The organism is Clostridium sp. DL-VIII (assembly GCF_000230835.1).
Taxonomy (GTDB): domain Bacteria; phylum Bacillota; class Clostridia; order Clostridiales; family Clostridiaceae; genus Clostridium.
Map to the genome: position 1 here is coordinate 2,386,032 of NZ_CM001240.1, position 26,600 is coordinate 2,412,631.

Here is a 26,600-nt window from a genome sequence, read left to right on the forward strand (position 1 = left end):
TGAGGTGGCAAATAATGATCTTAGTCTTTGGCGGATCCTATAATGGGAAGCTTGAATTTGTGAAAGAGAAATATGACATAAGTAATGAAGAAATATTTTTTTGCGAAGATGAGAATTTAGAATTTGAAAAAAAAGTTATATGTGGTCTGCATATGCTTACAAGGGCATGTATTTTAAAGAAATTAGATCCTTTGGAACAGCTAAAGAATAATATGAAGTTATTACAGGGCAAGATAATAATCTGTGACGAAATAAATTCAGGGATAGTTCCAATGGAAAAGTTAGATAGAGAATGGAGAGAAGCAACAGGACGTATATTACAGGTTTTAAGTAAAAATTCTTCAGAAGTATACAGAATATTTTTTGGAATTGAAGAAAAAATTAAGTAATTGGTAAGGATGATATATGAAAAAAATAGAATTATATTTAATTAGACATGGAAAAACCTATTGTAATGAAAAACAATTATATTGTGGAAAAAGTGATGTTGATCTAAGTGAAAATGGTATTAAGGATTTAAAGGAAAGTTTAAAAAACGTTAGATATCCAGAGTGTGACTTTTACTTTACAAGTGGAGCTAAAAGGGCAAATCAAACTCTAGAGATTATTTGTCCTGAAAAAAAATATAATATATTAGAACACTTTTTTGAATATGATTTTGGAGATTTTGAGTTAAAAGGATATGAAGAGTTGAAATTACTAAAAGAATATACAAGCTGGATAGAGGATGAGGAAGAAATTATTAAATGTCCAAATGGAGAAAGCAGGGGAGAGTTTAAAAAAAGAATAAAAGAAGCATTTATAAGCCTTGTAAAATATTTAGCTAAAGAGGAGATACATTCAGCACTAGGAGTAATTCATGGTGGAAGTATAGGAATGATACTAGAAATGCTGTATGATGATAATAAGAAATTTTACGAATGGCAGCCTAAGAATGGTGAGGGATATAAGATGATCATTTATATGGATGATGATAATGAAAGATTTACAATAGATGAGGTTAGGCATATTTAAGAGGAGGCATATATGATTGAACTTTCAATAGGGTTTTTGCTAGATTTAATAATTGGAGACCCTAATAATCCACTTCACCCTGTAAGGGGAATTGGGTATCTTACTAAAAGATTAGAAATGATATTTAGAAAAATTTTAAAAAAGCAATTAAAACTTGCTGGTCTTATAACTTGGATTTTAACAATTGCAATTACCTTTGCAGTTACTTTGGAAATTAGTGTTATTTCTAAAAAATTTAATATTTATTTTGGAATTATAATAGAAGGAATTTTAATATACTTCTGCATATCCTCAAAGGCTTTAGTAGTTGAAGGATATAAAGTCATTAAATTTTTATTAAAGGATGATATAGTTGGTGCACGAAAGCAGCTTTCCTTTATTGTTGGACGCGATACTGGAAGTTTGGATAAAGAAGGTATAATAAGAGCAGTTGTAGAAACTATAGCAGAAAATATGGCAGATGGAGTAATAGCACCTTTATTTTATGCAGGAATCTTTGGAGCACCTTTAGCTTTTGCCTATAAAGCAGTAAATACTATGGATTCAATGTTTGGTTATAAGAATGATGAATATATGGAATTTGGATACTTTCCAGCAAAATTAGATGATATTTTTAATTATATTCCGGCTAGAATAACAGGAATATTAATTGTGATGTCAGCTGCAATATTAAGATATGATTATAAAAATAGCTATAGGATCTTTAAAAGAGATAGGTATAATCACACAAGTCCAAATAGTGCACATCCGGAGGCAGCAATGGCAGGAGCTTTGGGAGTTCAGCTTGGAGGGGCTAATTACTACTTTGGAAAACTTGTAGAAAAGCCTACAATAGGAGATAAAATTAAGGAAATAAATATTGATCATGTGAGTAAAACATCTAAAGTATTGTATTTATCTTCTTTTATATGTTTTGTTCTTATATTGTTAATTAGAGTGATAATAAAAATATATTAAGTTGCAAATAAGTAAAATTAGTAATGTATAATTTACGATGGAGGAACTGTTATGGCAAGCTTTGGGCATGGAGGAAATGCAAAAGAAATAAGTAGAAAAAATAAGCTAGAATACGATAAAATAATTGATTTTTCAGCTAATATAAATCCTCTAGGAATGGCGGATAGTATAAGAAAAGAAATTATAGAGAATTTGAATAAAATTGAAAAATATCCTGATATAACTTACTTTGAACTTAAGGCTGCAATTAGTAAATTTGAAAATGTAAATGCAGAGAATATAATATTAGGAAATGGTGCGGCAGAAGTATTATTTAATGTGGTTAGAGGAATTAAGCCTAAAAACGCACTTGTCTTGGCACCTACTTTTTCGGAATATGAAGAAGCAATAAGAGCTGTAAATGGCGAGATTACTTATTATAAATTAATGGAAAAAAATGATTTTCATATACAAGAGGATATTTTAGATTATATAAATAGCAAATTAGATCTAATATTCATATGCAATCCCAATAATCCAACAGGAGTTATAACTTCAAAAGATTTATTAACAAAAATTCTATTTAAAGCAAAACAAAATAATGTTATTGTTATAATAGATGAATCTTTTTTAGATTTTATAGAAGAAGATTTATCGATGGTTTCATACATAAATGAATATTATAATTTAGTTATAATAAAGTCATTAACAAAATTCTTTGCTCTTCCAGGCCTAAGAATTGGTTATGGACTATGTAAAAGCTCTATTTTAAAAGAAGAGTTAGAGAAGATAACTCCGGCCTGGAATATAAATGTTTTAGCTGAAGTAGCTGTAAAATCAGGGCTTAATGATAAAGAATATATAAGCCAATCCAGAAAATGCTTAATAAGTGAAAGAGAATATTTATATAAAGAATTAAAACACATTAATGAATTAAAGGTATATGAACCAAGTGTAAACTTTATTCTCCTTAAAACACTTATTGAAGTTGATTTAAAGAATGAACTTTTAAAAAAGAATATTTTAATTAGAAGTTGTAGCAATTATAATGGTTTAAATGATAGTTATTATAGAATTGCGGTAAGAAACCATGAAGAAAATCTTATATTAATAAAGAATTTAAAGAAAATATTTGAAGGAAATGGAAAAAGAGAGTAATATAAGATATATATTAAAACTCAGCATAAAAAAATGACCTGTATTGCATATAATAAATGGATGAAAGTTCATTTTTAGGTGCCTAAGTTTGAGGGGAGTAAATAAATGGATAAAAAAAGTATAATGTTTTTAGGTACAGCGTCTTCTGTTGGGAAAAGTACTTTAGTAACAGCCCTATGTAGATATTTGAAAAATTTAGGTGTAAAAGTAGCTCCTTTTAAGGCTTTAAATATTTCAGTGAATTCCTATGTCACAAAAGATGGATTGGAAATGGGAAAATCACAAATAGTACAAGCAGAAGCTTGTAAAGTTGAACCAAATGCTTTAATGAATCCAATATTATTAAAACCTAGTGGGGATTATACACAAGTAATTGTAAAAGGAAATGTCTTTTGTAGAATCGAGCCATATAAATATAAAGAACTTACTGAGACTTTAAAAATGCAAGTTAAAGAATCTTATGAAAAATTAAGTGAAGACTATGATATAATTGTATTAGAAGGTTCTGGAAGTTGTGCTGAAATAAATCTAAAAGATGGTGATATTTCCAATATGTCTATGGCTGAAATAGCAGATGCACCAGTAATTTTAGTCTCAGATATTGATAGGGGTGGAGTTTTTGCTTCAATTGTTGGAACTATTCAATTATTATCTGAGTCAGAAAGAAAAAGGATTCAAGGTGTAATAATAAATAAGTTTAGAGGAGACATGAAGTTATTTAAACCTGCAATAAAACAGCTTGAAGAAATTATAAATATTCCTGTACTTGGAGTTATGCCCTATGAAAAGTTCGATATTGAAGATGAAGATAGTGAAACTGAGAGAATAGGAAATAATCAAGAAGAAGGAATTGTAGATATAGCTATCGTTAGACTTTCACATATGTCAAATTTCACAGATTTTAATGTTTTAGAGGGAATGCCAGGAGTAACAGTTAGATATATAACTAAACCAAACGAGCTAAAGAATCCGAATTTAATAATAATACCTGGAACCAAAAATACAATTGAAGATTTAAGAAATATAAAGGAAAATAAGCTCTTTGATAAGATAAAAGAAGCTAAAGAAAATGGAACTCCTATATTTGGTATATGTGAGGGGTATCAAATGCTTGGAACTTTAATTCTTGATAAGTTAGGAGTTGAAGGAAACATTTGCCAGGAGGATGGCTTTGGTTTTTTGGACATAAAGACAAGATTTAATGAGGCGAAAATTACAAAGCAGACTCAGGGAAAAATTTTATGTGATCTTAATTTAATAAAATCTATAGAAGGCATTATAATAAAAGGTTATGAAATTCACAATGGAATAAGCAAGGTTGGAAAAAAAGTGATGCCATTTATAACTGATTTGGATGGAACTATCGTAGGAGTATGTGATAAAGAAAAGATGGTTGCAGGAACATATCTTAATGGCATATTTGATTCGGAAAAATTTATGACTTCGTTTGTAAAATCGTTAAGAGATAAGAGTAGCATAAAACTTTCAGAGGAAGTAATCATTCAAAAGATAAATGAATATAAGGATAGCGAATATGATAAATTAGCTAAGGTATTTGAAGAAAATATCGATATATATAAATTAAGAGACATAATGAATATATAGGATTTGGAGGAAAGGTATGCTAACAGTTACAGAAGAAAGATTATTAAAGTATATAGAAGAGCGCGCAAGAGAAAATGTTAAAGGAAAAACTTTTTATAAGATGACTGATGTATTAGAACAAGCTTTTTGGATATCAGAAGATAGAGCATATGAAGTACTAAAGAATATAATTTCAAGAAAAAATATAGGAAATTCTAAAGAAGCGATTATAAATGAATATATTGATATGTTAAAAAAAGGATATGGATCAATACAAGAGCAAGTAGAAGTATTTGGTGGAGATAAAGTACAAGGTGTGTTATATACTGCAGAGAGAAGATTGAAAAATTTTGGAGGCGGATCATTTTTAGATATTTTAAGAGAAGTTTATAAAGTTCCAGATGAAGAAATAATGGAATTGACAGAAAAGTATTTAAATTATTTAAACTCTCCGCTATTTTTATTTAAATTAGAAAAAGAAACCTTCCATAAATTTTTAGAATCAGACATTGAAGAGTTAGATAAACAATTTAATAGATTTATGAATTTATAAATCTATTAAATTGTATTTTGTATGTAAAGGAATAAAAGAAAGACCAAGTGTTATGTTGGTGGATTTAGTTCAAGAAATATTTTAGAACTAAATCTTTTTTTGTATCTATATCTCTAATTTTTGATTATATAATTGTGAGATGTTATTAAATGAATTACTTACGGATTCAAATACCTCTACAAGGCAAGGCTCAAAATGAGTTCCTGAAGAATTTATAATTATATCTACTGCTTTTGAGTGAGGAAATGGTTTCTTATAAGGACGTTTTGAGGTTAGAGCGTCATAGACGTCAGCAACAGCCATAATTCGAGCACATAGAGGGATGGAGTAACCAGAAATACCAGATGGATAGCCGGTTCCATCCCATTTTTCATGATGGCAAAGGGCCATATCTCTTGCTACATATAAAAAATTTTCACCATCCGTTGCATCAATAACTTTCTGAAGTGCCATACCGCCTAATGTTGTATGTTGTTTCATATAATCACGTTCATTTTTATCAAAGTCACCTTGCTTTAAAAGAATGCTATCAGAAATTCCTATTTTCCCAATATCATGAAGTGGAGCGGAACGAATGATATTATGAATATACTCTTCTGTCAGAATATCCGTATAAAGTCCGGCTTTAAGCATGGCATTTACTAAAATTTCAAGATACTTAGCAGTTCTTTTAATATGACCACCTGTTTCACCATCTCTACATTCAACTAATTCTGCAAGACCTACAACCATACTATCTTGAAGTTTTTCTATGGTTTTTGTCTTTTCGGCAGCAAGAACTTCAAGATTTTTTCTATAAGCTGTAAGTTCCAAATGAAGTCTAATTCTGCTTAGCATTAATTCAGGAACAAAAGGTTTACTAATAAAATCTAAAGCACCAAGTCTAAGGCATTTTAGCTCACTTTCGATATCATTTAAAGCCGTTAAAAATATTATAGGTATTTTCTTTAATCTATCAATCGATTTTATTGTGCTAAATAGTTCATATCCATTAATATTAGGCATATTAATATCAAGCAATATTAAATCTGGAGTGAATTTTGATAAAAATTTCATTGTTTGAGCAGCAGAAGTAAGCAAAGTAATTTTATAATATGGTTTCAAAGCTTGCTCTGCAAACTTCAAATTTAGTGCATTATCATCTACAATTATGATATGATCCATATATTATCCCCCTCATTTTTAGCAATATAACTTTAATAATACATTTTTTGTTTATATAGCAATCTAGTTATTATTGAAAATATTTTGCTATATAATTATGCATTGGTATACATAGAAAGTAAAAAAAATTTTACGATTTTAAATAAGGTATACCGATTACATCCCTAATATAATATCTTAAATTTAGTTTATGAATTATGTCATTTATTCTTTATAAACAATTTTTACAATACCCTAGTAATATTTTAGCAGAAAAATGGTATTAAGTAAAAGATAATGTAATTTAATGCAATTAAATCGATAATTTCTTTAATATAAAGAAATTATCGATTTAATATTTTAGAGTATTTAATACTACAAGTGGTATTAAGCTCATTATGAGACAAGTGAAATTTTTATAAATTAATTTACTTTAAAACTCTAAGTATTGCTAATAATATGAGTAGTACTCCGGATAACCAGGATAATTCGAAATGAATTTTTTGTGCGAATCTTCTTCCGAGAAAAACGCCGATGGATACTAAAAGAGTTCCCATGATAAAGCATAAAATAAGAACTTGAATGTAATTGATATTGCATAAGCTTGAACCAATTCCTACGGTAAGACTATCTAGAGATAAAGCTAAGGCTAAATAAAAAGATTCCTTAACATTTAAACATTTAGAGTTATCAAAATCAGCCTTAATTTCATCTGCATATACCTGTAAAACAAATTGAAAATCAAAAAGTTTAAAAGTGAGAGGCCTGTCAGATTTTGAACATTTAAAAATATATGCTTTAAAAATATATTCAAATAATCTATATATCCCAAGCAGCATTAAAAGAAAAAAACCTAAAAGCATTGGAATATTACCTGGAAGAAGGTTTTTAAATATAGATCCAATAAATAAGGAACAAGCAAGAGTAAGGGTACAGACTAAGTTAATTATTAGTATACATAGAGGCGGAATACGAATTTTTGATGTACCATAAGCAATGCTTGCAACAAAAGAATCTATACATAAAGAGGATACTAATAATAGAGATTCGAGCATAAATATTACCTCATAAAGTGTTAGATACAATTCATGATATGAAAAAAAGATATTATTAGTTACAAAATTAGTATGTATATAACAAGTGAATTATACATGTTGAGACAGTTATTAAGCCAATTAATCAGTTTAGTAAATCAAATTAATAATAATATATGAAAGTTAATATTTAAGAAAATGAATTTCATGTTATAATTTAGACAGAGATTTGTTGTAATTAACTGAAAGAATAAAATAAATAACTAACAAATGGGGGAAAAATATGTATAAACTAATTGCACTAGATATGGATGGAACACTACTTACAACAGATAAGAGAGTTTCAGAAAAAAACAAAGCAGCGATAAAGGAAGCGGAGGCAAAGGGAGTAAAGATAGTATTAGCATCAGGGAGACCTCTAATTGGAATAACTAAATATTTAAATGAGCTTGATTTATTAAAAGATGACGATTATGTACTTAGCTTTAATGGAGGATTAGTTCAAAATACGAAGACTCAGAAAGTTGTATCTAAACTTCCATTAAAAGGAAGGGATTTGAAGAATATATATAGGATTAGCAAAGAGCTTAATATTAATATTCATGCATTTTCTGCAAAAGATGGATTGATCACACCTAAAATCAGTCAATATACAGAACATGAGGCAGATATAAATGGAATTGAAATTAATATAAGAGATTTTAATGAAATTGATGATGAAGAAGATATTATAAAAGTTATGATGATAGACCCACAAGAAATATTAGATCCAGCTATAAAAAAATTACCAGCTGAACTTTATGAGAAGTACAGTGTATTTAAAAGTGCACCATTTTTCTTAGAGTTTACCAATAAAGAAGTAGATAAAGGACTTGGGCTTAAGAAACTTGGCGAGTATCTTGGAATAAAGAAGGAAGAAATTATAGCCTGTGGAGATGCAGGAAATGATTTATCAATGGTAAAATATGCTGGGCTTGGAGTTGCTATGGAGAATGCAACCAAAGAAGTTAAGGAGGCTGCAAACTTTATTACTACATCAAATGACGAAGATGGTATTGCAAATGTAATAGAAAAATTTATTTTAAATGAATCTGTATAATAAAGTATTATAATTAAATATACTAAAGAAAAGTATGTACGATTATTGAAAGTTATAAAAAATGGATAAGTTGTAACAATTTAAGGGAGAGGAAAAATGTGAGATTAGTCCCGATTGAAAGCGTAAAACCTAATACAGTGCTAGGCAAAACATTATATGATGTTGAGGGAAGAGTTTTACTTAGAGCTGGAGTTGTTTTAAGAGAAAATACAATTGCAAAGATAAAAGAGATAAATATTTTATCTATATATATAGTTGATAAATATAGCAATGAAGAAATTGAAGATATCATTAAGCCGGAAATAAGGCAGAAGACAATTATGACTATAAAAGAGGCTTTCTCAAATATAGGAAGGCTTAATAGCGGTGATGCATTAAGAAATAAAGAGAGCGATTATACGTGGCAGGAGCAAAGTTATTTTTATAATATAGGAAAAATGGCAGTCAGCATAGTTGAAGATATATTGAAACGCAAAGACGTATTACTTGCACTGGTGGATATAAGAAGTATGAATAATTATACGTATTCACACTCAGTAAATGTTGCTGTAATTTCACTTACAATAGGAATTGCATTTCAATTTCCAAAGAAGAAGCTAGAGGCACTTTGCATAGGAGCTTTGATTCATGATATTGGAAAGTCAATGTTACCAAAAGAGATTTTGTGGAAACAGAATAGTCACTGTGAACTGACTGAAGAAGAGGAAGAACTAGTAAAGAACCACCCGAGGCTTGGATATAAATATCTATCAAACACATATAACATAAATAGTTTAAGCAAGATAGTGGTTTTGCAGCATCATGAAAGAATTGATGGTAAAGGTTACCCAGATGGTTTAAGCAAAGAAAATATCGTTGATTTAAGTAATATTGTAAGTATTGCAAATGCTTATGATAATTTATCAACAGATTTGCCAGGAAAGAGGGCAATGTTTCCAAGTGATGTTTTAGAATATTTGATGTCTAATGCCGGAACAATGTTTGACCATGATATTGTCAATGTTTTTTGCAAAATAGTTATCCCATATCCAAAAGGAACTATAGTAGAGCTAAGCACAGGTGAAACAGCTATAGTTGAGGAAACGAAACCAGGCTTTCCCTTAAGGCCAACAGTAAGAATAATTGAAAGCTCTAGAGTAAGCAGAATTGATGATAAAACTGAATTGATTAAAGAAATTTCAATTGTAATTACTAGAGTAAAACATCAGTTAGAGTGATTACATTATAAATCTCCTTTAAAAGCTCGAAATTCTAAGTTTTTATATTTTCGAACTTTTAAAAAGGAGATTTTATTTTTAATTAATTTCTACTGTTCTTTATTAATAGATTAAAAGCAGGCTTTATTTGTACACTTATTATTCACAAATATCTATGAATTTAAAATTAACAACATCAAATAGTCCTTTATCTGTAATTTTTAATTCAGGTATTACAGGTAATGATAAGAATGATAAAGTTAAAAATGGATTAAAAGTAATATCTGGAGCTATTATTTTAATTGCCGAATGAAGATTATGCAAATCTGTTTGAATTTCAGTATATTTTCTACTTGTCATAAGGCCGCCAATTTCAAGTTTTATTTGTGCTAGAATAGTTTGATTTTTGACAATTATAATTCCACCTTGCATTTTCTCTAACTCTTTAGCTGCAAATAACATGTCATTATCATTTACTCCAGCAATTATTAAGTTATGGGAATCATGGGCAATGGTGGTTCCAATTGCTCCTTCTTTAAGTCCTAAACCATTCAATATTCCAAGTCCTATATTTCCAGAAGCCTTATGTCTTTCTATGACTGAAATTTTTATTAAATCATCTTTTAAAGATGAGGTAAAATATTTAGAATTATTACTTTTTATTGAGTCAATATTCGAAATGTTAAGTTTTAAATGCATGCTTTCAAGCTTGTTTGGAATTATTTTGATTACATTTAATAAGTTAGAAGATTTATTTTCTATATCAATTCTAAAATTATCTGTATTTATATTTGGAAGGTTTACAGAATTACTGGTATAGATATTTTTATAAAAATATCTATTTGAGTCATTATCATAATCCATTAGTTTATTATCATCAACAACAAGCTTACCTTCTTTGTAAACTTGAGAGATTTTAAATTGCTCTAAGTTACTAAGTAGAATAAAATCAGCTATATAACCTGGCGCTATTGCCCCTTTATTAGTTAGCTTGTATATATTGGCTGGATTAATGGTAGCCATTTGAATTGCAGTTGGAGGTCTTAAACCGTTTCTTATTGCATAAACTATTGAGCTATTAATTGATCCATTATGAGCAATATCATCAATATGTTTATCATCAGTACAAAAACAGAATCTATCGCTATTACGTTCATTAACAGCAGGCAATAACTCCTTTAAGTTTTTAGCTACAGTGCCCTCTCTCATTAAAACGTACATCCCTCGTTTAACTTTTTCAATTGCTTCTTCAGCATTAGTGCATTCATGATCTGTTAAAATTTGAGCGATTCTATAGGTATTAGTCATCATAGGGGAAAAACCTGCACAGTGACCATCAATGACTTTATTATTATTTATAGCATCGTAAATTTTATCTATCATGTTTTTTTCACAATTTACTACTGCAGGATAATCCATAATTTCAGCTAAACCTAAAACTTTATTGCTTTTATAATAACTTATTAAGTCTTTGGCTAACAAAATTGCACCGGAATTTTCAAAACTGGTACCAGGAACGCAAGAAGGGAGCATAAAATATATATCAAAAGGAATGTTTTTTGAAGAATCAAGCATAAAATTTATTCCATCAGTACCTAATACATTTGATATTTCATGTGGATCAGCAATAACAGAAGTTATTCCATTTAGTAAAGCTAATTTAGAATATTCTTCAGGAGTTACAAGGCTTGATTCAATATGACAGTGAGCATCAATAAGTCCAGGGCAAATATATTTATTAGTACCATCTACAATTTTACATGCCTCATATTCTCCAATACCAACAATATAACCATCTTTAATTCCAATGCTATCTATAAACAAATCTTTATTAAAAACATCGATTATAGTAACATTCTTTATTGTTAAATCACATTTAATATTTTTATTCGAAGCCTTAATATGATTAATTAGATTTTCTCTTTTCAAAATAAGATCCTCCTTTTCTAAAGTTGAAATTATTATATGTATAATCTCTCTTTAAGATATATTTACTTATCATTATTTAAATAAATTAATATTGACAAAAATAGAAAAGGTTTGCTTAATGATAAATATCTATTTTAGAATAGTATATTATTTATATAGAACAAGGCTACATAAGTAATGTAACCTTGTTAATATAATACTATGCGAATTCTATGCAGGTAGGTGTAGGAATATTTTCAGATTTAATATAGGTTAGGCTGCCGGTTGTTTGATCAATAGAGAATATAGATATATTATCAGAGTTTTCGTTTGCACAAAGCAGGAAATTTCCTGTTGGATCAATTTGAAAATCCCTGGGTGAATTTCCTTCGGAAGAACAAGCATCTACAAATGTCAGTTTTCCATTTTCCTGATTTATAATAAATAAACTTAAAGTATTATTTCCTCTATCTGAAGTATATAAGAATTTATTGTTTTTATGTATACGAATAGCAGCACCAGATTTTTTATCATTATAGTTTTTAGGTAAACTACTTAGAGTTTGGATATTTTCAAAAGGAGTTTCTGCTTCAGAATTATATTTTAAAACAAAAATTTCTGAAGTTAATTCACTTAAAACGTAATAAAATGGCTTTAGTTTTGAATAAGTAATATGTCTAGGGCCTGTTCCAGCAGGAAATGAATGACTGATTTCATCTTTTTTTAGAAGTTTGCCGTTTTCTAAAGTATAAATCATCATCTTATCAATTCCTAAATCAATTGATACAATATATTTTTGATCATCTGTGAACATTGAACAATGAATATGCGGTTTCTCTTGTCTTTCGGTATGTAGGCTATGGCCAGAATGGCTTCCAGTCAAAGGAGGGTTTAAAATAAAACCATCCAAGGTATTGTAGACAAGCATCTTATTTTCATGGTAGTTTGATGAAATTAATATATTGTTAGTATCACTTAGACTGACATGACAAGGTTGTTTTTCTTCAGAGAGATTATAATTAATTAAATTAAGCTTGCTTTTTTCATTCCAATATTTAAATGAGGATACCCCAGATTTTTCATCAATTTTACAAGTAGAATAAAGTATATGTCTTTCCTTATCAATACACAAATATGTAGGATTCTCGATTTCGTAAGCTAGATTGCTTTCTTCAATATGCCCATTGCTAGTATTGAACTTAATTCTATAAATTCCTTTACTTTTATTTTTTGTATAAGTTCCAATGAATCCAATTGTAGTGTCTTTTGTTAATATCATTACGTATGCCCCCTAGTATTAATATATTTATTAGTATAGCATAAATTATAGAAAATTTTTTCTTGAATTTATGCTATACTAATAAATTATATGAGAATTTAACTGCTAAAATTAATTCAAATATTATATATATGCTGCAATTGGTTTTATATATTTTACATCTGGATATTTACTTAGCCTATAGGCTGTCCAAGTGTGATTTTATTATTGCAACATATATATTAAGCTAAGATATTGCTAAGGCATAGAATTTTGATATAATAATAACTATAAATAATAAGATTGAAAAAAATTTTTTAATAAGAAATATAGCAATAAGAAGTACTACAATAAAGGGGGGAGCATAGGAATGCCAATAAAAATTCCTATAGAATTACCTGCATTTCAGGTTTTATCAAATGAAAATATATTTGTAATGAATAATGAGAGAGCTAATACACAAGATATAAGACCACTAAAAATAGCAATTCTTAATCTAATGCCTAAAAAGGTGGTGGCTGAAAATCAATTGCTCAGATATTTATCTAATACGCCGCTACAAGTAGAAATAACACTTATTCAAACTAAAACATATATTTCTCATAATACATCATCGGAGCACTTAAATAAATTCTATTGTTATTTTGAGGATATAAAAAATGAAAAATTTGATGGGCTTATAATTACTGGAGCTCCAGTTGAAAGGATGGAATTTGAAGAAGTCACATATTGGGACGAGCTTACTGAAATAATGGACTGGAGTAAGACTAACGTATTTTCCACTTTCTATATATGCTGGGCATCGCAAGCAGGATTGTATTATCATTATGATATACCTAAATATGATTTGAAAGAAAAAATGTTTGGAGTATTTTCCCATTGGGTGAATGATGAGAAAGCTGATCTTACAAGAGGATTGGATGATATATTTTATGCGCCACATTCCAGACATACTGAAGTAAGACGTGAAGATATAGAAAAGGTTCCAGAGCTTGAAATTTTATCTGAATCTGAAGAAGCTGGAGTGTTTATTGTAGCAACCAAAGATAGAAGAAAAATTTTTGTTACAGGTCATATGGAATATGATAGAGACACATTAAAAGATGAATATGTAAGAGATAAGGAAAAAGGCGAAGATATAGCAATACCTAAAAACTATTTCAAAAATGATGATGTAAATGAAAGACCTCAATATATATGGAGAGGACCTGCAAGTATAGTTTTTGGAAACTGGCTCAATTATTGTGTATATCAAAATACACCGTTTGATCTTAATAAGCTTTAAAATATAATATCATTATTAAGCAAATCTGCATAAGAAGTATAAATGGCACTCCAATTGTAAACTTCTTATGCTTTGTTTTATGCCTAAATGTAGACATACCAGCAAGCATTCCTATTGAACCTCCAAAAATTGAAAGTAAAATAAGAGTTTTTTCAGGTATTCTCCATTCTTTATGAATAGCTCTTTGCTTATCTATAAGCATGATAATAAATCCAATAAAATTAATTAGTAGTAAATATATCAAAACGGTCTTTAGCATAAATTTCACTCCAATATAAATTATTTATGATAATAGGGCACATTGTTCATTTTCGTGTGCCTAATTTATTTTAGAACATAAATATGTTAAAGTCCATGAAATTTATATTTGAAATAATAGCTATGATTATAATTTTATTCATTGTCATATGTATTTAAATGATGATATTATTCTGAACTGATTTTAGCCGCCTAAAGTTACATCTTGCTCATTATACCAAGCTAAGGCATTATAAAAATCTTCATCTTTAAAATCAGGCCAATAATTATCTAAAATATAAAAGTCTGAATATACGCACTGAACCGGTAATAAACCGCTAAGTCTTCTTCGACCACCCCATCTTATTACAAGATCTACTCTTGAAATATCTTTTGATCGTAGATATGGCTGAATGTGCTTTTTGGATGCATCACTGTTTTTTAATAAATTTAGATCCCATTCCCAACCGTAGTTTATTAGAAAATTTGCTCTTATTCCACCTAATCCAAATTTTTTTCTTTCAGTAAAGGGTAATAATTCTTCTGGGAAGCAGCTGGATTCAGTGTTTCCAAGTACTAAAATTTCACAGTTTTCTTTTGTTAAAAGCATAACTGAGTCAATACAGGCTTTTGTAAAGGCTGCTTTTTGTTCTCTAGGACGTTTAGTATTATCTATTGTAAATCCATAGAAGGTTACTTCTTCAATATTTTCTTTTTGACATAGTTTAAATACTTCAAGTCCAGGATTTATTCCATGATCATAGCCATTTTCTTTATTTAATGAATTAGATAAAGCCCAACGCCTATTACCATCAGGAATAATGCCGATATGTTTTGGAATTCGCATAATTTTATTTCACCTCTTGTATTAGTATTGACATTAAGAGTATAACCAAGTAATTTTAAAAAAATACATTCTTGAAAATGCGAATAAGCTATATATGGTGATTGAATGTCTATATTTGAATTCTAAGTTATAAATCTAGTTCTTATATTGGATATATGATATGTCATTAATACGTGTTATAAGTAAATATTATCATACTATAAAATTTATTTGTTGGAAAAAGTACGACTTATTTGATAAACTTAAGTGAGAGTCCAAATCTTGTATTTGGTCACTCGAACTTACTCAGGGAGCGAATGCGAGTCGAGTTTCCTCTAGGAGTCCAAATCTTGCATTTGGCTGCTCGAACTTACTCAGGGAGCGAATGCGAGTCGAGTTTCCTCTAAGAGTCCAAATCTTGCATTTGGCTACTCGAACTTACTCAGGGAGCGAATGTGAGTCGAGTTTCCTCTAAGAGTCCAAATCTTGCATTTGGCTGCTCGAACTTACTCAGTGAGCGAATGCGAGTCGAGTTTCATCTAAGAGTCCAAATCTTGTATTTGGCCACTCGAACTTACTCAGGGTTTATAGACTCAAAATTTTGCATTTATCTGAAGATATACTATAATAAATTAAGTTTACTTTGGAAACCTAATTTATGCTTATTCTTGTAAGCTGAGAGTTTATCAAGGAAATAAGGAAGTTAGCATTTTAATTGAAAAGACATGTGAGGTGACAATGGATGATAGGCTTAATAGGTATTAAGAAAAATACTCCATTAGAAATTAGAGAAAAATTTATAATAAAAGCTAGAAAACATAATGAATATGTTGAAAAACTACTTGAAGAATTGAAAGAAGTAGTAATTTTGGCGACTTGTAATAGGACAGAAATTTATTTTAATCTTTCTTCAAATAAAAGTGAAGAGGAATTATTAAAAAATATATTTGAAATTTTTGACTGGGACTATGAATATAAAAGCCATATATTCATAGAAGCAGATGAAGATGCTTATAGGCATCTATTTGAAGTTTGTTGTGGATTTCATTCTAAAATATTAGGTGAGGATCAGATTTTAGGGCAGGTTAAAGATGCTTATGAGGAATCATTAAATATTAAAGGTGTTTCTTTAGAATTGCATAGATTATTTCAAGAAGCCATTACTTGTGGAAAGAAATTTAGAAGGGATGCTAAATTATTTGAAATTCCAGTATCCTCAGCGTCAATAGTAGCAAATGAAGCAATCGATCATAAATGTACTAAATTTATGGTTTTAGGATATGGGGAAGTTGGACAATTAATCGTGAAATATCTTCTTTCTCATAATGTAGAAGTCATTTACTTGGTAGTTAGGAATAATAGAATCAAAGATGAAATATGTGATGAAAGAGTCAGAGTAATAAATTTTGAAGAAAAAAACAATTATATAGATGAAGTAGAGTGTATAATTGGTTGTACATCAGCACCTCATCCAGTTGTTAGAAGACAAGATATTAAAAAAGATGGAAATAAACTTATAATATATGATTTATCCGTTCCTAGAGATATAGAAAAGGAAGTTGCACTATTAGATAGGACTGAAGTCTATAACATTGATACCATAAGTCGAATTGATGATAAGAATAAGAAGCTTAGAAAAGAAAGAATGGAAGAGCATACATATATTATGGCCAAATACATAAAAGAATATGAAGATTGGCTTAAAATTAGAAGCATTGCACCTACAATGAAAAAATTAAGAGACTTAGGTAACGAAGTGAGTGAAAAGCGAATTGAAACTTTTTCACATAAGAGCAATGAAAAAAAAGACATTGCCTTAGCTGATAAGCTAATTAAAAGTACATCAGATTTTTATATAAATAGAGCCATTGAAGTTATCAAAGAAGAAACTTTAAAGGGACGTGGTGAAGAATGGACAAAAATAATGGAAAAGATATTTATGATGACGAAGTAGATTTTTCATATATTGCATTAATATCTAGAAAGCTCAGGGTTGGAATAATTGGTGGTGGAAAAGCCGGTGAAATAAAAGCTAGACATTTTGTAAATAGTAAATGCTATGTTGAGATACTATCGAGGACTTTTGATAATAATATAATTAAATTAGCAGAATGTGAACCTGAAAAGCTAAAGTTAATTACTGATAACTTTAATTTTAAATTTTTAGAAGATAAGCATCTTATTATAATCGCGCTAGATGATGAAGGCTTAAGAAATAAAATTAAAAAATATTGTGACGATAATTATAAACTTTATATAGATTCAGCGTGCTTTAAAGACGGAATGGGAGCAGTTCCAATTGAGAGGAGCACTAAAAATATAACTTTTGCGCTTAATACAAAACAGGGAAATCCAAAAGGTACAATTTTACTTTCAAATAAAGTGAAAAATTTTTTAGAAGAATATGATGAATTTATTGAATTTACAAGCAGAATTAGAGATAAAGCAAAAAAAGTACCACAATACAAAAAAGATATACTTGAATTTATTGGTGATGAAGCTTTTAAAGACTCATTTGATAAAGGAGAAAGTGAAAGTGCTCTTAGGTCTAAATTTTCAAAAGAAATTGTTGAGTACTTATTGGATTTTAAATGATAATTTTTACATATAATTACGGAGGAATGTTAATTAATGAATAATCTTATAATAGTGGCAACAAGAAAAAGCAGATTGGCTCAGGTACAGACAGAAATTATAATGAAAAGCTTAAAGGAAAAATTTAATGTAGAAAGTGAAAAGCTGCTTATAGTAACAGAAGGCGATAGAAAATTAGATGTTTCTTTGGCTAAAGTTGGTGGTAAAGGATTATTTGTCAAAGATATAGAACGTGCACTTTTAGAGAAAAGAGCAGATGGAGCAGTTCACAGTATGAAAGATGTTCCTTATGAATTAAGTGAGGAATTTGAAATTGCTGCAATAACTGAAAGGGAAGATATAAGAGATGTCCTTATTTCAAAGGATAATATACCTTTTAAGGAACTTAAAAAAGGAGCAATAGTAGGGACCAGCAGCATTAGGAGGGCTTGTCAGCTTAAGATCTTAAGAGATGACATAGAAATAGTTTCAATTAGGGGAAATGTTCAAACGAGACTTGAAAAAATGAAAAATCAAAATTTAGATGGAATAATACTTGCAGCAGCAGGTCTTAAAAGATTAAATGAAGAAAATTTAATAACTGAATATTTTAATCCTAAGGAGTTCCTACCAGCAGTTGCTCAGGGGGCTATTGGAATTGAGTGTTTAAAAACAAGTAAGGCTAAAAGTTACTTTGAAATGTTAGAGGATTCAAATGCTAAATTGACAGTTGAAGCAGAAAGAAGTTTTATGAGAAGACTAAATGGAGACTGTCACAGCCTTATTGGGGCGTATTCAGAAATTCAAGGAAATGATTTATATATGATTGGTATATATGATATTGGAGGGAAAATAGTAAAAAAAGATATTTTGGGAAATAAAGATGAGCATATTATCTTAGGAAAAAAATTAGCTGAAAAGATAATAAGTGTATAGATTGATAGGTTTTATTATTAATAATCGTTAATTGATCTAATTAGGAGGCATGTTATGAAGCAAGTATATATAATAGGAACAGGACCAGGAGATGAAGAGTTATTAACTTTAAAAGCTGTTAAAGCGTTGAAAAAATGTACGGCTGTACTTTATGATAGATTGGTTTCAAATAATATATTAAATTACTTAAGTGAAAACTGTGAGGTTTATTATTGTGGCAAAGAACCAGGGGCTCATTCTCAAACTCAGGATGAAATTAATGAACTTTTAGTAAAGCTAGCTAAGAAAGGACATATAGTTGGAAGAATAAAAGGTGGAGATCCATATGTGTTTGGAAGAGGCGGAGAAGAAGTATTAGCTTTAAAAAAAGAAAATATATCCTTTGAAGTAATTCCGGGAGTAACATCTCCAATTGCAGTTTTGAATTATGCAGGAATTCCAATAACTCATAGAGGGATAGCTCAAAGCTTTCATGTTATAACAGGTAAATCTGCTAAAGATCTAAAGGTGAATTTCAAGGCATTAGCATCTGAAGAAGGAACTTTGGTATTTATGATGGGTTTAAGTAATTTAGATAATATAGTTAGTGAGCTTATTAAAAATGGAAAAGATTCAGCTACTCCATGTGGTGTCATAATGAGAGGGACTTCAGCTAAGCAAAAAAAAGTAATAGGAGTTCTAGATAATATTTCCCAAAAAGTAAAAGCTGCTAATTTAAAATCTCCATGTATAATTGTAGTTGGGGAAGTAGTAAATTTAAGTGAAGATTTAAATTGGTATGAGAATAAACCTTTGTTCGGAAAGAATATATGTATTACACGCTCAAGGAAACAATCGGTAAATTTAAAAAATAAATTAGTAGAATTAGGAGCAGAAGTTACAAGCTTCAATGCAATAGAGATAAAAAATGAGGCAGATAATCTAAAAGATTATATAGATAAATTAGGAAAGTATGATCATATAGTGTTTACTTCGGTAAATAGTGTTGAAGTATTCTTTGATTATTTAATAGAAAAAGATTATGATATAAGAGGAATTAAGGCAAAAATTTCAGTTATTGGAGATGCAACAGAGAAAGCTTTAAAGCAAAGAGGAATTAGGTGTTTTGCAAAAGCAAAGGAATTTGCATCTGAAGGTCTATTAAATATATTAAAGCCATATTTAAATAAAAATGAGACTTTACTTTTACCATGCTCAGCTAAGAGCAGAAAGTATATATATGAAGAGCTTACAAGCTGTGGTATAGAGGTTGATAGAGTATATATTTATGATACTGTTTGCGGTTCTGTGGTTAATAAAAAGTCTTTTGACGAAGCTGATATAGTATTCTTTACAAGTCCATCAACTGTTAATAATATGATAGAGATGTTAGGTATAGAAGAAATCAAAAAGAAGAAGATTATAGCAATAGGACCAAAAACAAATGAGCCATTAGAAAAATTAGGAATAGAGGCTTATGTATGCACAGAACATAGTGAAGAGGGCTTTTTAAAGGAAATACAAGCATTTATCTAATAATTAGAAGTTAATAATAAAAAGATTAAAGTATTACTTGAAAGTAATCATAAATATAAATGGAAATTGGAAGAGTTATGCAAGTGGAAGAGATTAATTTAGAGATTTTAAAAGAAAACTGAATGTATAAGTTTATATTTGTAAACATGGATTTTCATTTGAAACTGTTAATTGATATTTGCGAGCTGTGAACTGAATTAGTGGAGGTATGTATTATTATGATTAAAAGAGGAAGAAGACTTAGAGTAAATCCAGCCATTCGTGATATGGTTAGAGAAACAATATTAAATTCAAAGGATTTTATTTATCCTATTTTTGTTGTAGAAGGAAATAATATAAAGAATGAAATTTCTTCATTACCAGGAAATTATCATTTTTCTATTGATAGATTACATGAAGTAATTAAAGACATTCAGGAAGCTGATATTGCAGGAGTATTGCTTTTTGGAATACCAGATCATAAAGATGAATGTGGATCAGAGGCTTATAATGATAATGGAATTGTTCAACAAGCAATAAGAGAAATTAAAAAGCTAGACAAAGACATGCTTGTTATAACAGATGTTTGTATGTGTGAGTATACTTCTCATGGCCACTGTGGAATAATTCATGATGAATATGTAGATAATGATGAAACTTTAGAATATCTAGCTAAAATATCTGTATCTCATGCTAAAGCAGGAGCAGATATAATTGCACCATCTGATATGATGGATGGAAGAATTGGAGCTATAAGAAAAGCATTAGATGAAAATGGATTTAAAAATATCAGTATAATGAGTTATTCAGCAAAATATTGTTCTGCATATTATGGACCATTTAGAGATGCTGCAAATTCTGCACCACAATTTGGAGACAGAAAAACATATCAAATGGATCCAGCTAATAGAATGGAAGCTCTTCGTGAAACACAAATGGATATAGAAGAAGGAGCAGATTTCATTATGGTTAAGCCAGCACTTTCTTATTTGGATATAATAAGAGATTGTAGAGAAAACTTTAATATGCCGCTTGCAGCTTATAATGTAAGTGGAGAATATGCTATGATTAAGGCAGCAGGAAAACTTGGGCTTATTGATGAGGAAAGAGTAATGATGGAAACCTTAACTTCAATTAAGAGAGCTGGAGCTGATATAATTATTACTTATCATGCATTAGAAGCATCAAAGATTTTAAATGGACGATAAATATATATAAATAATATAAGACCTAGGAGGAAAAGACATGAAAAACCTTGAAATATTTAAAGAATCAGAAAAATATATGCCAGGTGGAGTTAATAGCCCAGTTAGAGCATTTAAAGGTGTTAAATTAAACCCTCCAGTTATAAAGTCTGGAAAAGGTGTAATAATTAAAGATGAAGATGATAATGAGTATATTGATTTTGTTTTAGCTTGGGGGCCGCTAATTCTTGGACATTGCGATGATGATGTTGTCGAGGCTATTCAAAAAATAAGCTCAGAAGCTCTAGCTTTTGGAGCACCAACAAAATTAGAATTAGACTTGGCTAAGTTTATGTGCACTAATTTAGACAATGTTGAAATGATTAGAATGGTTAATTCTGGTACAGAGGCAACTATGAGTGCAGTAAAGCTGGCAAGAGGATATACTAATAGAAAGAAAATAGTGAAATTTGCAGGATGCTATCATGGGCATTTTGATGGATTTTTAATAGAAGCTGGTTCAGGGGTAATGACAGGAGGAATTCCAGGTTCACTTGGTGTTCCAAATGAAAGCATAGAGAATACATTAATAGGTATATATAATGATAAAAAGCAAATTACAGAATTATTTGAGAAGTATGGAAATGAAATAGCAGGTGTCATTATTGAACCAGTTGCAGGAAATATGGGAGTAATAAAAGCAGAAGATGATTTTATGGAGACACTAAGAGATCTTTGTACACAATATGGAGCGTTATTAATATTCGATGAGGTAATGAATGGATTTAGAGTTACATTTAAAGGTGCTCAGGCTTTGTTTAATGTTAAACCAGATTTGATTACATACGCTAAGATTATGGGAGGTGGACTTCCATGTGGAGCTTATGGCGGAAGACGAGAGATAATGGAGAAATTATCACCACTTGGCGGAGTATATCAAGCAGGAACAATGTCTGGAAATCCAATAGTCATGGCAGCAGGACTTGCAACTTTAAATAAATTAAAAAATAATTTAAATTATTATGATCATATTGAAAAAATAGGAGCAAAGCTTCAAGAAGGTGTAGTAAAGATATCAAAAAAATACAATCTTCCAATTGTAATGAACAGAGTTGGAGGTATGATGACAATATTCTTTACTGACTTGGAGGAAGTTAGAACTTACGAAGATGTTAAGAAATGTAATGTGGAAAGATTTAATAGATATTTTGAGCACATGCTAAGAAAAGGAATAAATATAGCACCATCTCAATTTGAAGCAGTATTTTTAAGTGTAAAACATGAAGAAATACATATTGATAGATTTTTAAATGCTTTCGAAGAATTTGCAATTAACGAAAGTCGTAATAAATAGTGAAAATTTATATAGACTAAGAATAGAATATTTAAAGAGATTGTGGACTATACCCTTTTAAGGATAGGTCCGTAATATTAAAGGAATGGCTTATGATGAATAAAATTAATTACCAAAAGGAATTGGATTTACTAATAGAAAAGTTAGTGAATGATAAAAAGGTTCCAAGATTATTGTTACATAGCTGCTGTGCACCATGTAGCAGCTACGTATTAGAATATTTATCAAAATATTTTAAAATAACGATTTTCTTTTATAATCCCAATATCTATCCTTTAGAGGAATATTCAAGAAGAGTAGTAGAACAAAAAAGATTTATTTCAGAGCTTAAAGTTGAGCATGAAATAGATTTTATTGAGGGAAAATACGATACTGAAAATTTCTATGAAATATCTAAAGGTTTAGAAAACGAAAGGGAAGGTGGCACGAGATGTTTTAAGTGCTATGAATTAAGACTTAAAGAGGCAGCTGCTATAGCTAAAGATAAAGGTTATGATTATTTTACAACAACATTATCGATAAGTCCTCATAAGAATGCACAAAAACTAAATGAAATAGGCCAAAAATTAAGTACAGAATATAATATAAAATATTTGTATTCAGATTTCAAAAAAAAAGAAGGCTATAAACGTTCCATAGAACTTTCAAATGAATACAATTTATATAGACAAGATTATTGTGGCTGCGTATTTTCAAAAAATGAAAGATCACAAATGAATAAAGAATGAATTAGGCAATGATCATTTTTTCTTATGCATTACAATGTAATAAAAAATTTACAACAGATAAATACTTGTTATTATATAATAGTATAAAGGAGAGGATTAATATGTCTGATAAGATTATAGATTTTAATGAGTTAAAGAATAAAGTTAAAGACAAAGATGTAGATAAGTTTGAAGATTATATATATTCTATGTATTATAAATTGGCTGAAGGAAAAATGAATATGGCTGAATTTTCCAAAAATATAATGACTTATATGGAGGAAAATAATATATCTCAAGACAAATTAATTAATATACAAAAGAAGTTTTTGGAGAGATATGGAGTAGATCCTTCTATGATAGAAGAGCAGTTTAAGATTCCAGGATTAAGTATTGATAATTCAAATTATGATACTATGAAGAAAAATATGAGCTTTCAAGAAAAGTATAAAAGCAGGATGGCAAATAAGGTTATGTCTGAGTACTTCATAAAAAATGATAAAAATGATTTGAAAGTACTTATAGAAAAAAGTGATGTCATATTAGCAAGTGAAAAGAGCATAGATTTAAATGATAATGAATTAAATGAATTTTTATGCTCGTATAAGAAAGTAATAGAGGATAAAAAAATAAATATAGTCTTATGCGAAAATATAAAAAACTATGAATATTAATAGATAAGTTGTAAAGGATGAAATTTTAAAGAAATTTCATCCTTTATTTTAATATATAAGTATTTAAATTCAATAAAAAATATCATAGAGGTGAATTGAATATTACAAATTCCAATAATCCTTTGGAAATTGAAGTGATATCGTTATTTGAAATACTTGATAGATCATGAACACTGCTATTTAGAGTGATTAGCTTAACGCCAGCATGTACTTTTACACCTGCATCATAAAGTTCCTTTGAGCTTTCATAAGGAACTGTAGGGTCAAAATTGCTATGTATTATCAATGTATTTGGAATTGACTTATTAACATAGTTTATAGGATTGTATTTTTTGATTACTTCTTCTTTATTTGAAATTGAAGAAAATATTTTTGAGAGATCATAATTTAAATTACTAGTATTTAAAAGGCTTAAATCAGTTGGACCCGCAAAATCAATTAAATACTTGATTTTCGAAGGATAATTACTTAAGTCTTTATCATCTACAAATTTATTCTCATCACTATAGCTTGCCATAAGTGAAAGATGAGCACCTGATGAAATACCGATGATTCCTATTTCGTTTGTATTGAAGTTATAAGTTGACTTATTTTTATAGATCCATCTAATGGTATCCTTAATATCGCAAATCTGTTTGTTGAAATTTTCTTTATCTTTCATAAGTTCATAGGAAGTGCTTATGATTGTATAACCTTGTTCTCTTAATGTATCTAATATTGGACTTAAAGTATCAGGAATATTTTTATCGCCATAAACAAAGCTTCCACCATGAACATATAAAAGTACAGGTGAAGACTTATATATTTGATTTATTGGTTCATAAATATCTAATTTTAGAGGAACGTTATTAGTGTTCTTATATACAACATCTTTATAAGTTACAGAGTTTGATAATTTTTGGGGATTAGTTAGTTGTAAGTCCCATTGATTATTTTTTAAAGCAATATATTTATCTGCAATTCTGTAGCAAAACATAATTCGTGTACGAAATATTATAGAAAAGATAATAGTTACAGCAATAAGAATTAAAAATGATCTTTTAAAAAATTTCTTCATTAAAACATATGCTAGCAATAAACTAGAAATTATATAGTTTATCAAAAATTAGGCATACTATTGATATTTTTAAATATGCCTTAGCATCCTCCTTTCTTATGTGAGTGTTACTAGAAGTGATTTACTAACGTGGAAATCAAAGTAGTTTACGTGTTAAGTTGTAATAGAGTGAAGTAAAGACTATATTAGAATTTCTACATTAATAAAGAATTATACAGTAAATTATATCATAAGAAATTAAAAAAGTTCTAAATGTAAGAATTATGTAATTAATTAGGAAATATCAGAATAAAAATAGAAATAATATTTTATGGTGATATGAATATGAATAATATATAAGAAGAACATTTATTTAGTAATCCTTTTGAAGGGAAGGAGCATTTATGAATAATTCCTTTGATGTACTTGTTTATTTAGACGAAAATTTAGTTAGAAATTTATCTTCTTTAGTGTTAACAGGATTTATAGAAACAATAACTAATACTAAAGCTTTTGATAGAACATTATCAGCTGGATTGCACCAAGGAGATAGAATAGAAAATTCTAATCAGGGAAGTATTGCAAGAATTGAAAGAAAAGGATATAGGGATAAAAATAAATTAGATGCTAATAATAATATGGAAAGTCATCATATGGATAAAGACATAGATGCGAAGCAATGTATAAGAGAAGAAAGACAAGTTAAAACTACTTATACTACTTTTGTATTAAATAGAAATTTAATTGATTATTTTGATGAAAATAAGCATTTGCAGCATAAGACTGAAAATGATATAGAGAATAATAATATATATCCAGGAGATTTAATAGAACTTAGAGGAACAGTTACAAATCAAGGTATTCTGCCTTTTGTTGATACATTGATAAATTTAATATCTATATTTGGAAGTGAATATCTAGATGATTTAGCTAAGAATTGTCCTGGAAATATTAATTTTACCATGTTCTTGAAGATGTTAACATATGTGAAAAGTGTTTTGACATATAACAATACATTGGATTTAATAATGAACAGTGGAAAAGGAACAGCAATTTTAACTGTAAATAAAGAAAACTTTATGAATAATAGGTATAACATATTTGATACTGTAAACTGTCCTTGCAGGGTTATTGGAAAAGTGATTAAAACTTGCACTGAGGAATGTGATTCCATAAGTCTCTTAAGAAAAACAGGGCAAGAGGAGTTCTATGAAAATTTTTTTGAAAAATGTAAACCTCTTTTAGAGTGTTTAGAGAAAAATGATATATTTGTACCAAAGTGTCCAGATTTGAGAATAAATGAATGTGCGATTCAAATTATGCCTTTAAACATTTACATGTAAAAAAATAAATATATTATCATGTATTTTACAGAAAAACACTTGTATATCTATAAAATACATGATAATA

25 protein-coding genes are annotated in these 26,600 nt (G+C 28.8%); 18 read left to right on the top strand and 7 right to left on the bottom strand.

What is annotated here, in order from left to right; all coding sequences use genetic code 11:
- Positions 1-14 precede the first annotated feature (14 nt).
- The 6 genes from CDLVIII_RS10900 (at position 15) to CDLVIII_RS10925 (ending at position 5,245) form a co-directional block, all read left to right on the top strand.
- The gene (locus CDLVIII_RS10900; protein ID WP_009169509.1) at positions 15-389 is read left to right on the top strand and encodes a bifunctional adenosylcobinamide kinase/adenosylcobinamide-phosphate guanylyltransferase; all 375 of its coding nucleotides are present in this window, start codon (positions 15-17) and stop codon (positions 387-389) included.
- 16 nt (positions 390-405) lie between these two features.
- A complete protein-coding gene (locus CDLVIII_RS10905; protein ID WP_009169510.1) occupies positions 406-1,014 on the top strand; it encodes a phosphoglycerate mutase family protein in 609 nt (202 codons plus the stop codon).
- A gap of 12 nt (positions 1,015-1,026) precedes the next feature.
- On the top strand, positions 1,027-1,971 hold the full coding sequence (locus CDLVIII_RS10910) for a cobalamin biosynthesis protein (protein WP_009169511.1): 945 nt from the start codon (positions 1,027-1,029) through the stop codon (positions 1,969-1,971).
- A gap of 51 nt (positions 1,972-2,022) precedes the next feature.
- Positions 2,023-3,108 carry a threonine-phosphate decarboxylase CobD gene (cobD, locus tag CDLVIII_RS10915; protein ID WP_009169512.1) on the top strand — a complete coding sequence of 362 codons (1,086 nt, stop codon included), beginning with the start codon at positions 2,023-2,025 and terminating at the stop codon, positions 3,106-3,108.
- Between the two features lie 105 nt (positions 3,109-3,213).
- A complete protein-coding gene (locus CDLVIII_RS10920) occupies positions 3,214-4,713 on the top strand; it encodes a cobyric acid synthase (RefSeq protein ID WP_009169513.1) in 1,500 nt (499 codons plus the stop codon).
- 16 nt (positions 4,714-4,729) lie between these two features.
- The gene (locus CDLVIII_RS10925; RefSeq protein ID WP_009169514.1) at positions 4,730-5,245 is read left to right on the top strand and encodes a hypothetical protein; all 516 of its coding nucleotides are present in this window, start codon (positions 4,730-4,732) and stop codon (positions 5,243-5,245) included.
- Positions 5,246-5,350: 105 nt separating this feature from the next.
- Here the strand turns inward: CDLVIII_RS10925 and CDLVIII_RS10930 are convergent, their stop codons facing one another.
- Together CDLVIII_RS10930 and ytaF are read right to left on the bottom strand one after the other, a co-directional pair.
- On the bottom strand, positions 5,351-6,409 hold the full coding sequence (locus tag CDLVIII_RS10930; protein WP_009169515.1) for an HD domain-containing phosphohydrolase: 1,059 nt from the start codon (positions 6,407-6,409) through the stop codon (positions 5,351-5,353).
- Positions 6,410-6,816: 407 nt separating this feature from the next.
- The gene (ytaF, locus tag CDLVIII_RS10935; protein WP_009169516.1) at positions 6,817-7,443 is read right to left on the bottom strand and encodes a sporulation membrane protein YtaF; all 627 of its coding nucleotides are present in this window, start codon (positions 7,441-7,443) and stop codon (positions 6,817-6,819) included.
- Positions 7,444-7,705: 262 nt separating this feature from the next.
- On the opposite strand from ytaF, the gene yidA reads away from it, so the two are divergent.
- Positions 7,706-8,521 (top strand): sugar-phosphatase, encoded by an 816-nt coding sequence (gene yidA / locus CDLVIII_RS10940; RefSeq protein ID WP_009169517.1) that lies wholly within the window; start codon positions 7,706-7,708, stop codon positions 8,519-8,521.
- Positions 8,522-8,619: 98 nt separating this feature from the next.
- Positions 8,620-9,738 (top strand): HD domain-containing phosphohydrolase, encoded by a 1,119-nt coding sequence (locus tag CDLVIII_RS10945; protein WP_009169518.1) that lies wholly within the window; start codon positions 8,620-8,622, stop codon positions 9,736-9,738.
- Between the two features lie 138 nt (positions 9,739-9,876).
- Here CDLVIII_RS10945 and ade read toward each other — a convergent pair whose 3' ends face one another.
- Positions 9,877-11,646, bottom strand: coding sequence for an adenine deaminase (ade, locus tag CDLVIII_RS10950; RefSeq protein ID WP_009169519.1), 1,770 nt, complete (start codon positions 11,644-11,646; stop codon positions 9,877-9,879).
- A gap of 199 nt (positions 11,647-11,845) precedes the next feature.
- Positions 11,846-12,904: a beta-propeller fold lactonase family protein gene (locus CDLVIII_RS10955; RefSeq protein ID WP_009169520.1), complete on the bottom strand. Its 1,059-nt coding sequence runs from the start codon at positions 12,902-12,904 to the stop codon at positions 11,846-11,848.
- A 349-nt stretch (positions 12,905-13,253) separates the two neighbouring features.
- On the opposite strand from CDLVIII_RS10955, the gene metA reads away from it, so the two are divergent.
- Entirely contained in the window at positions 13,254-14,168 is a 915-nt protein-coding gene (metA, locus tag CDLVIII_RS10960) for a homoserine O-succinyltransferase (protein ID WP_009169521.1), read from the top strand.
- Here the strand turns inward: metA and CDLVIII_RS10965 are convergent.
- The gene (locus CDLVIII_RS10965; protein ID WP_009169522.1) at positions 14,155-14,427 is read right to left on the bottom strand and encodes a DUF1294 domain-containing protein; all 273 of its coding nucleotides are present in this window, start codon (positions 14,425-14,427) and stop codon (positions 14,155-14,157) included. The genes metA and CDLVIII_RS10965 overlap by 14 nt on opposite strands.
- A gap of 183 nt (positions 14,428-14,610) precedes the next feature.
- Positions 14,611-15,252 (bottom strand): undecaprenyl diphosphate synthase family protein, encoded by a 642-nt coding sequence (locus tag CDLVIII_RS10970; protein ID WP_009169523.1) that lies wholly within the window; start codon positions 15,250-15,252, stop codon positions 14,611-14,613.
- 721 nt (positions 15,253-15,973) lie between these two features.
- On the opposite strand from CDLVIII_RS10970, the gene hemA reads away from it, so the two are divergent.
- The 8 genes from hemA (at position 15,974) to CDLVIII_RS11010 (ending at position 24,154) form a co-directional block, all read left to right on the top strand.
- Positions 15,974-17,185, top strand: coding sequence for a glutamyl-tRNA reductase (gene hemA / locus CDLVIII_RS10975; protein WP_009169524.1), 1,212 nt, complete (start codon positions 15,974-15,976; stop codon positions 17,183-17,185).
- Positions 17,143-17,826, top strand: a complete 684-nt coding sequence (locus tag CDLVIII_RS10980) for an NAD(P)-dependent oxidoreductase (protein WP_009169525.1) — start codon at positions 17,143-17,145, stop codon at positions 17,824-17,826. The genes hemA and CDLVIII_RS10980 overlap by 43 nt, the downstream gene beginning before the upstream one ends.
- A 36-nt stretch (positions 17,827-17,862) precedes the next feature.
- Positions 17,863-18,741 carry a hydroxymethylbilane synthase gene (gene hemC / locus CDLVIII_RS10985; RefSeq protein ID WP_009169526.1) on the top strand — a complete coding sequence of 293 codons (879 nt, stop codon included), beginning with the start codon at positions 17,863-17,865 and terminating at the stop codon, positions 18,739-18,741.
- Between the two features lie 54 nt (positions 18,742-18,795).
- Entirely contained in the window at positions 18,796-20,256 is a 1,461-nt protein-coding gene (cobA, locus tag CDLVIII_RS10990) for a uroporphyrinogen-III C-methyltransferase (RefSeq protein WP_009169527.1), read from the top strand.
- 218 nt (positions 20,257-20,474) lie between these two features.
- Positions 20,475-21,443: a porphobilinogen synthase gene (gene hemB, locus CDLVIII_RS10995; RefSeq protein WP_009169528.1), complete on the top strand. Its 969-nt coding sequence runs from the start codon at positions 20,475-20,477 to the stop codon at positions 21,441-21,443.
- Between the two features lie 37 nt (positions 21,444-21,480).
- The gene (gene hemL / locus CDLVIII_RS11000; protein WP_009169529.1) at positions 21,481-22,773 is read left to right on the top strand and encodes a glutamate-1-semialdehyde 2,1-aminomutase; all 1,293 of its coding nucleotides are present in this window, start codon (positions 21,481-21,483) and stop codon (positions 22,771-22,773) included.
- A 95-nt stretch (positions 22,774-22,868) separates the two neighbouring features.
- The gene (locus CDLVIII_RS11005; protein ID WP_035301735.1) at positions 22,869-23,501 is read left to right on the top strand and encodes an epoxyqueuosine reductase QueH; all 633 of its coding nucleotides are present in this window, start codon (positions 22,869-22,871) and stop codon (positions 23,499-23,501) included.
- A 101-nt stretch (positions 23,502-23,602) separates the two neighbouring features.
- The gene (locus CDLVIII_RS11010) at positions 23,603-24,154 is read left to right on the top strand and encodes a DUF3867 domain-containing protein (RefSeq protein WP_009169531.1); all 552 of its coding nucleotides are present in this window, start codon (positions 23,603-23,605) and stop codon (positions 24,152-24,154) included.
- Positions 24,155-24,236: 82 nt separating this feature from the next.
- Here the strand turns inward: CDLVIII_RS11010 and CDLVIII_RS11015 are convergent, their stop codons facing one another.
- A complete protein-coding gene (locus CDLVIII_RS11015; RefSeq protein ID WP_009169532.1) occupies positions 24,237-25,211 on the bottom strand; it encodes an alpha/beta hydrolase in 975 nt (324 codons plus the stop codon).
- A gap of 383 nt (positions 25,212-25,594) precedes the next feature.
- Between CDLVIII_RS11015 and CDLVIII_RS11020 the strand changes: the two genes are divergently transcribed.
- A complete protein-coding gene (locus CDLVIII_RS11020; protein ID WP_009169533.1) occupies positions 25,595-26,533 on the top strand; it encodes a hypothetical protein in 939 nt (312 codons plus the stop codon).
- Positions 26,534-26,600 lie beyond the last annotated feature (67 nt).

Excerpts from the sequence above, each read along its gene's own strand:
- CDLVIII_RS10925 (WP_009169514.1), top strand. The coding sequence starts at position 4,730 with ATGCTAACAGTTACAGAAGAAAGATTATTAAAGTATATAGAAGAGCGC.
- CDLVIII_RS10930 (WP_009169515.1), bottom strand. The coding sequence starts at position 6,409 with ATGGATCATATCATAATTGTAGATGATAATGCACTAAATTTGAAGTTT.
- hemL (WP_009169529.1), top strand. The coding sequence starts at position 21,481 with ATGAAAAACCTTGAAATATTTAAAGAATCAGAAAAATATATGCCAGGT.
- CDLVIII_RS11020 (WP_009169533.1), top strand. The coding sequence starts at position 25,595 with ATGAATAATTCCTTTGATGTACTTGTTTATTTAGACGAAAATTTAGTT.
- ytaF (WP_009169516.1), bottom strand. The coding sequence starts at position 7,443 with ATGCTCGAATCTCTATTATTAGTATCCTCTTTATGTATAGATTCTTTT.
- CDLVIII_RS10905 (WP_009169510.1), top strand. The coding sequence starts at position 406 with ATGAAAAAAATAGAATTATATTTAATTAGACATGGAAAAACCTATTGT.
- hemB (WP_009169528.1), top strand. The coding sequence starts at position 20,475 with ATGATTAAAAGAGGAAGAAGACTTAGAGTAAATCCAGCCATTCGTGAT.
- CDLVIII_RS10970 (WP_009169523.1), bottom strand. The coding sequence starts at position 15,252 with ATGCGAATTCCAAAACATATCGGCATTATTCCTGATGGTAATAGGCGT.
- CDLVIII_RS11005 (WP_035301735.1), top strand. The coding sequence starts at position 22,869 with ATGAATAAAATTAATTACCAAAAGGAATTGGATTTACTAATAGAAAAG.
- CDLVIII_RS10910 (WP_009169511.1), top strand. The coding sequence starts at position 1,027 with ATGATTGAACTTTCAATAGGGTTTTTGCTAGATTTAATAATTGGAGAC.
- CDLVIII_RS10980 (WP_009169525.1), top strand. The coding sequence starts at position 17,143 with ATGGACAAAAATAATGGAAAAGATATTTATGATGACGAAGTAGATTTT.
- CDLVIII_RS11010 (WP_009169531.1), top strand. The coding sequence starts at position 23,603 with ATGTCTGATAAGATTATAGATTTTAATGAGTTAAAGAATAAAGTTAAA.
- hemA (WP_009169524.1), top strand. The coding sequence starts at position 15,974 with ATGATAGGCTTAATAGGTATTAAGAAAAATACTCCATTAGAAATTAGA.
- yidA (WP_009169517.1), top strand. The coding sequence starts at position 7,706 with ATGTATAAACTAATTGCACTAGATATGGATGGAACACTACTTACAACA.
- CDLVIII_RS10900 (WP_009169509.1), top strand. The coding sequence starts at position 15 with ATGATCTTAGTCTTTGGCGGATCCTATAATGGGAAGCTTGAATTTGTG.
- metA (WP_009169521.1), top strand. The coding sequence starts at position 13,254 with ATGCCAATAAAAATTCCTATAGAATTACCTGCATTTCAGGTTTTATCA.
- cobD (WP_009169512.1), top strand. The coding sequence starts at position 2,023 with ATGGCAAGCTTTGGGCATGGAGGAAATGCAAAAGAAATAAGTAGAAAA.
- hemC (WP_009169526.1), top strand. The coding sequence starts at position 17,863 with ATGAATAATCTTATAATAGTGGCAACAAGAAAAAGCAGATTGGCTCAG.
- CDLVIII_RS10965 (WP_009169522.1), bottom strand. The coding sequence starts at position 14,427 with ATGCTAAAGACCGTTTTGATATATTTACTACTAATTAATTTTATTGGA.
- CDLVIII_RS11015 (WP_009169532.1), bottom strand. The coding sequence starts at position 25,211 with ATGAAGAAATTTTTTAAAAGATCATTTTTAATTCTTATTGCTGTAACT.
- CDLVIII_RS10920 (WP_009169513.1), top strand. The coding sequence starts at position 3,214 with ATGGATAAAAAAAGTATAATGTTTTTAGGTACAGCGTCTTCTGTTGGG.
- cobA (WP_009169527.1), top strand. The coding sequence starts at position 18,796 with ATGAAGCAAGTATATATAATAGGAACAGGACCAGGAGATGAAGAGTTA.
- CDLVIII_RS10955 (WP_009169520.1), bottom strand. The coding sequence starts at position 12,904 with ATGATATTAACAAAAGACACTACAATTGGATTCATTGGAACTTATACA.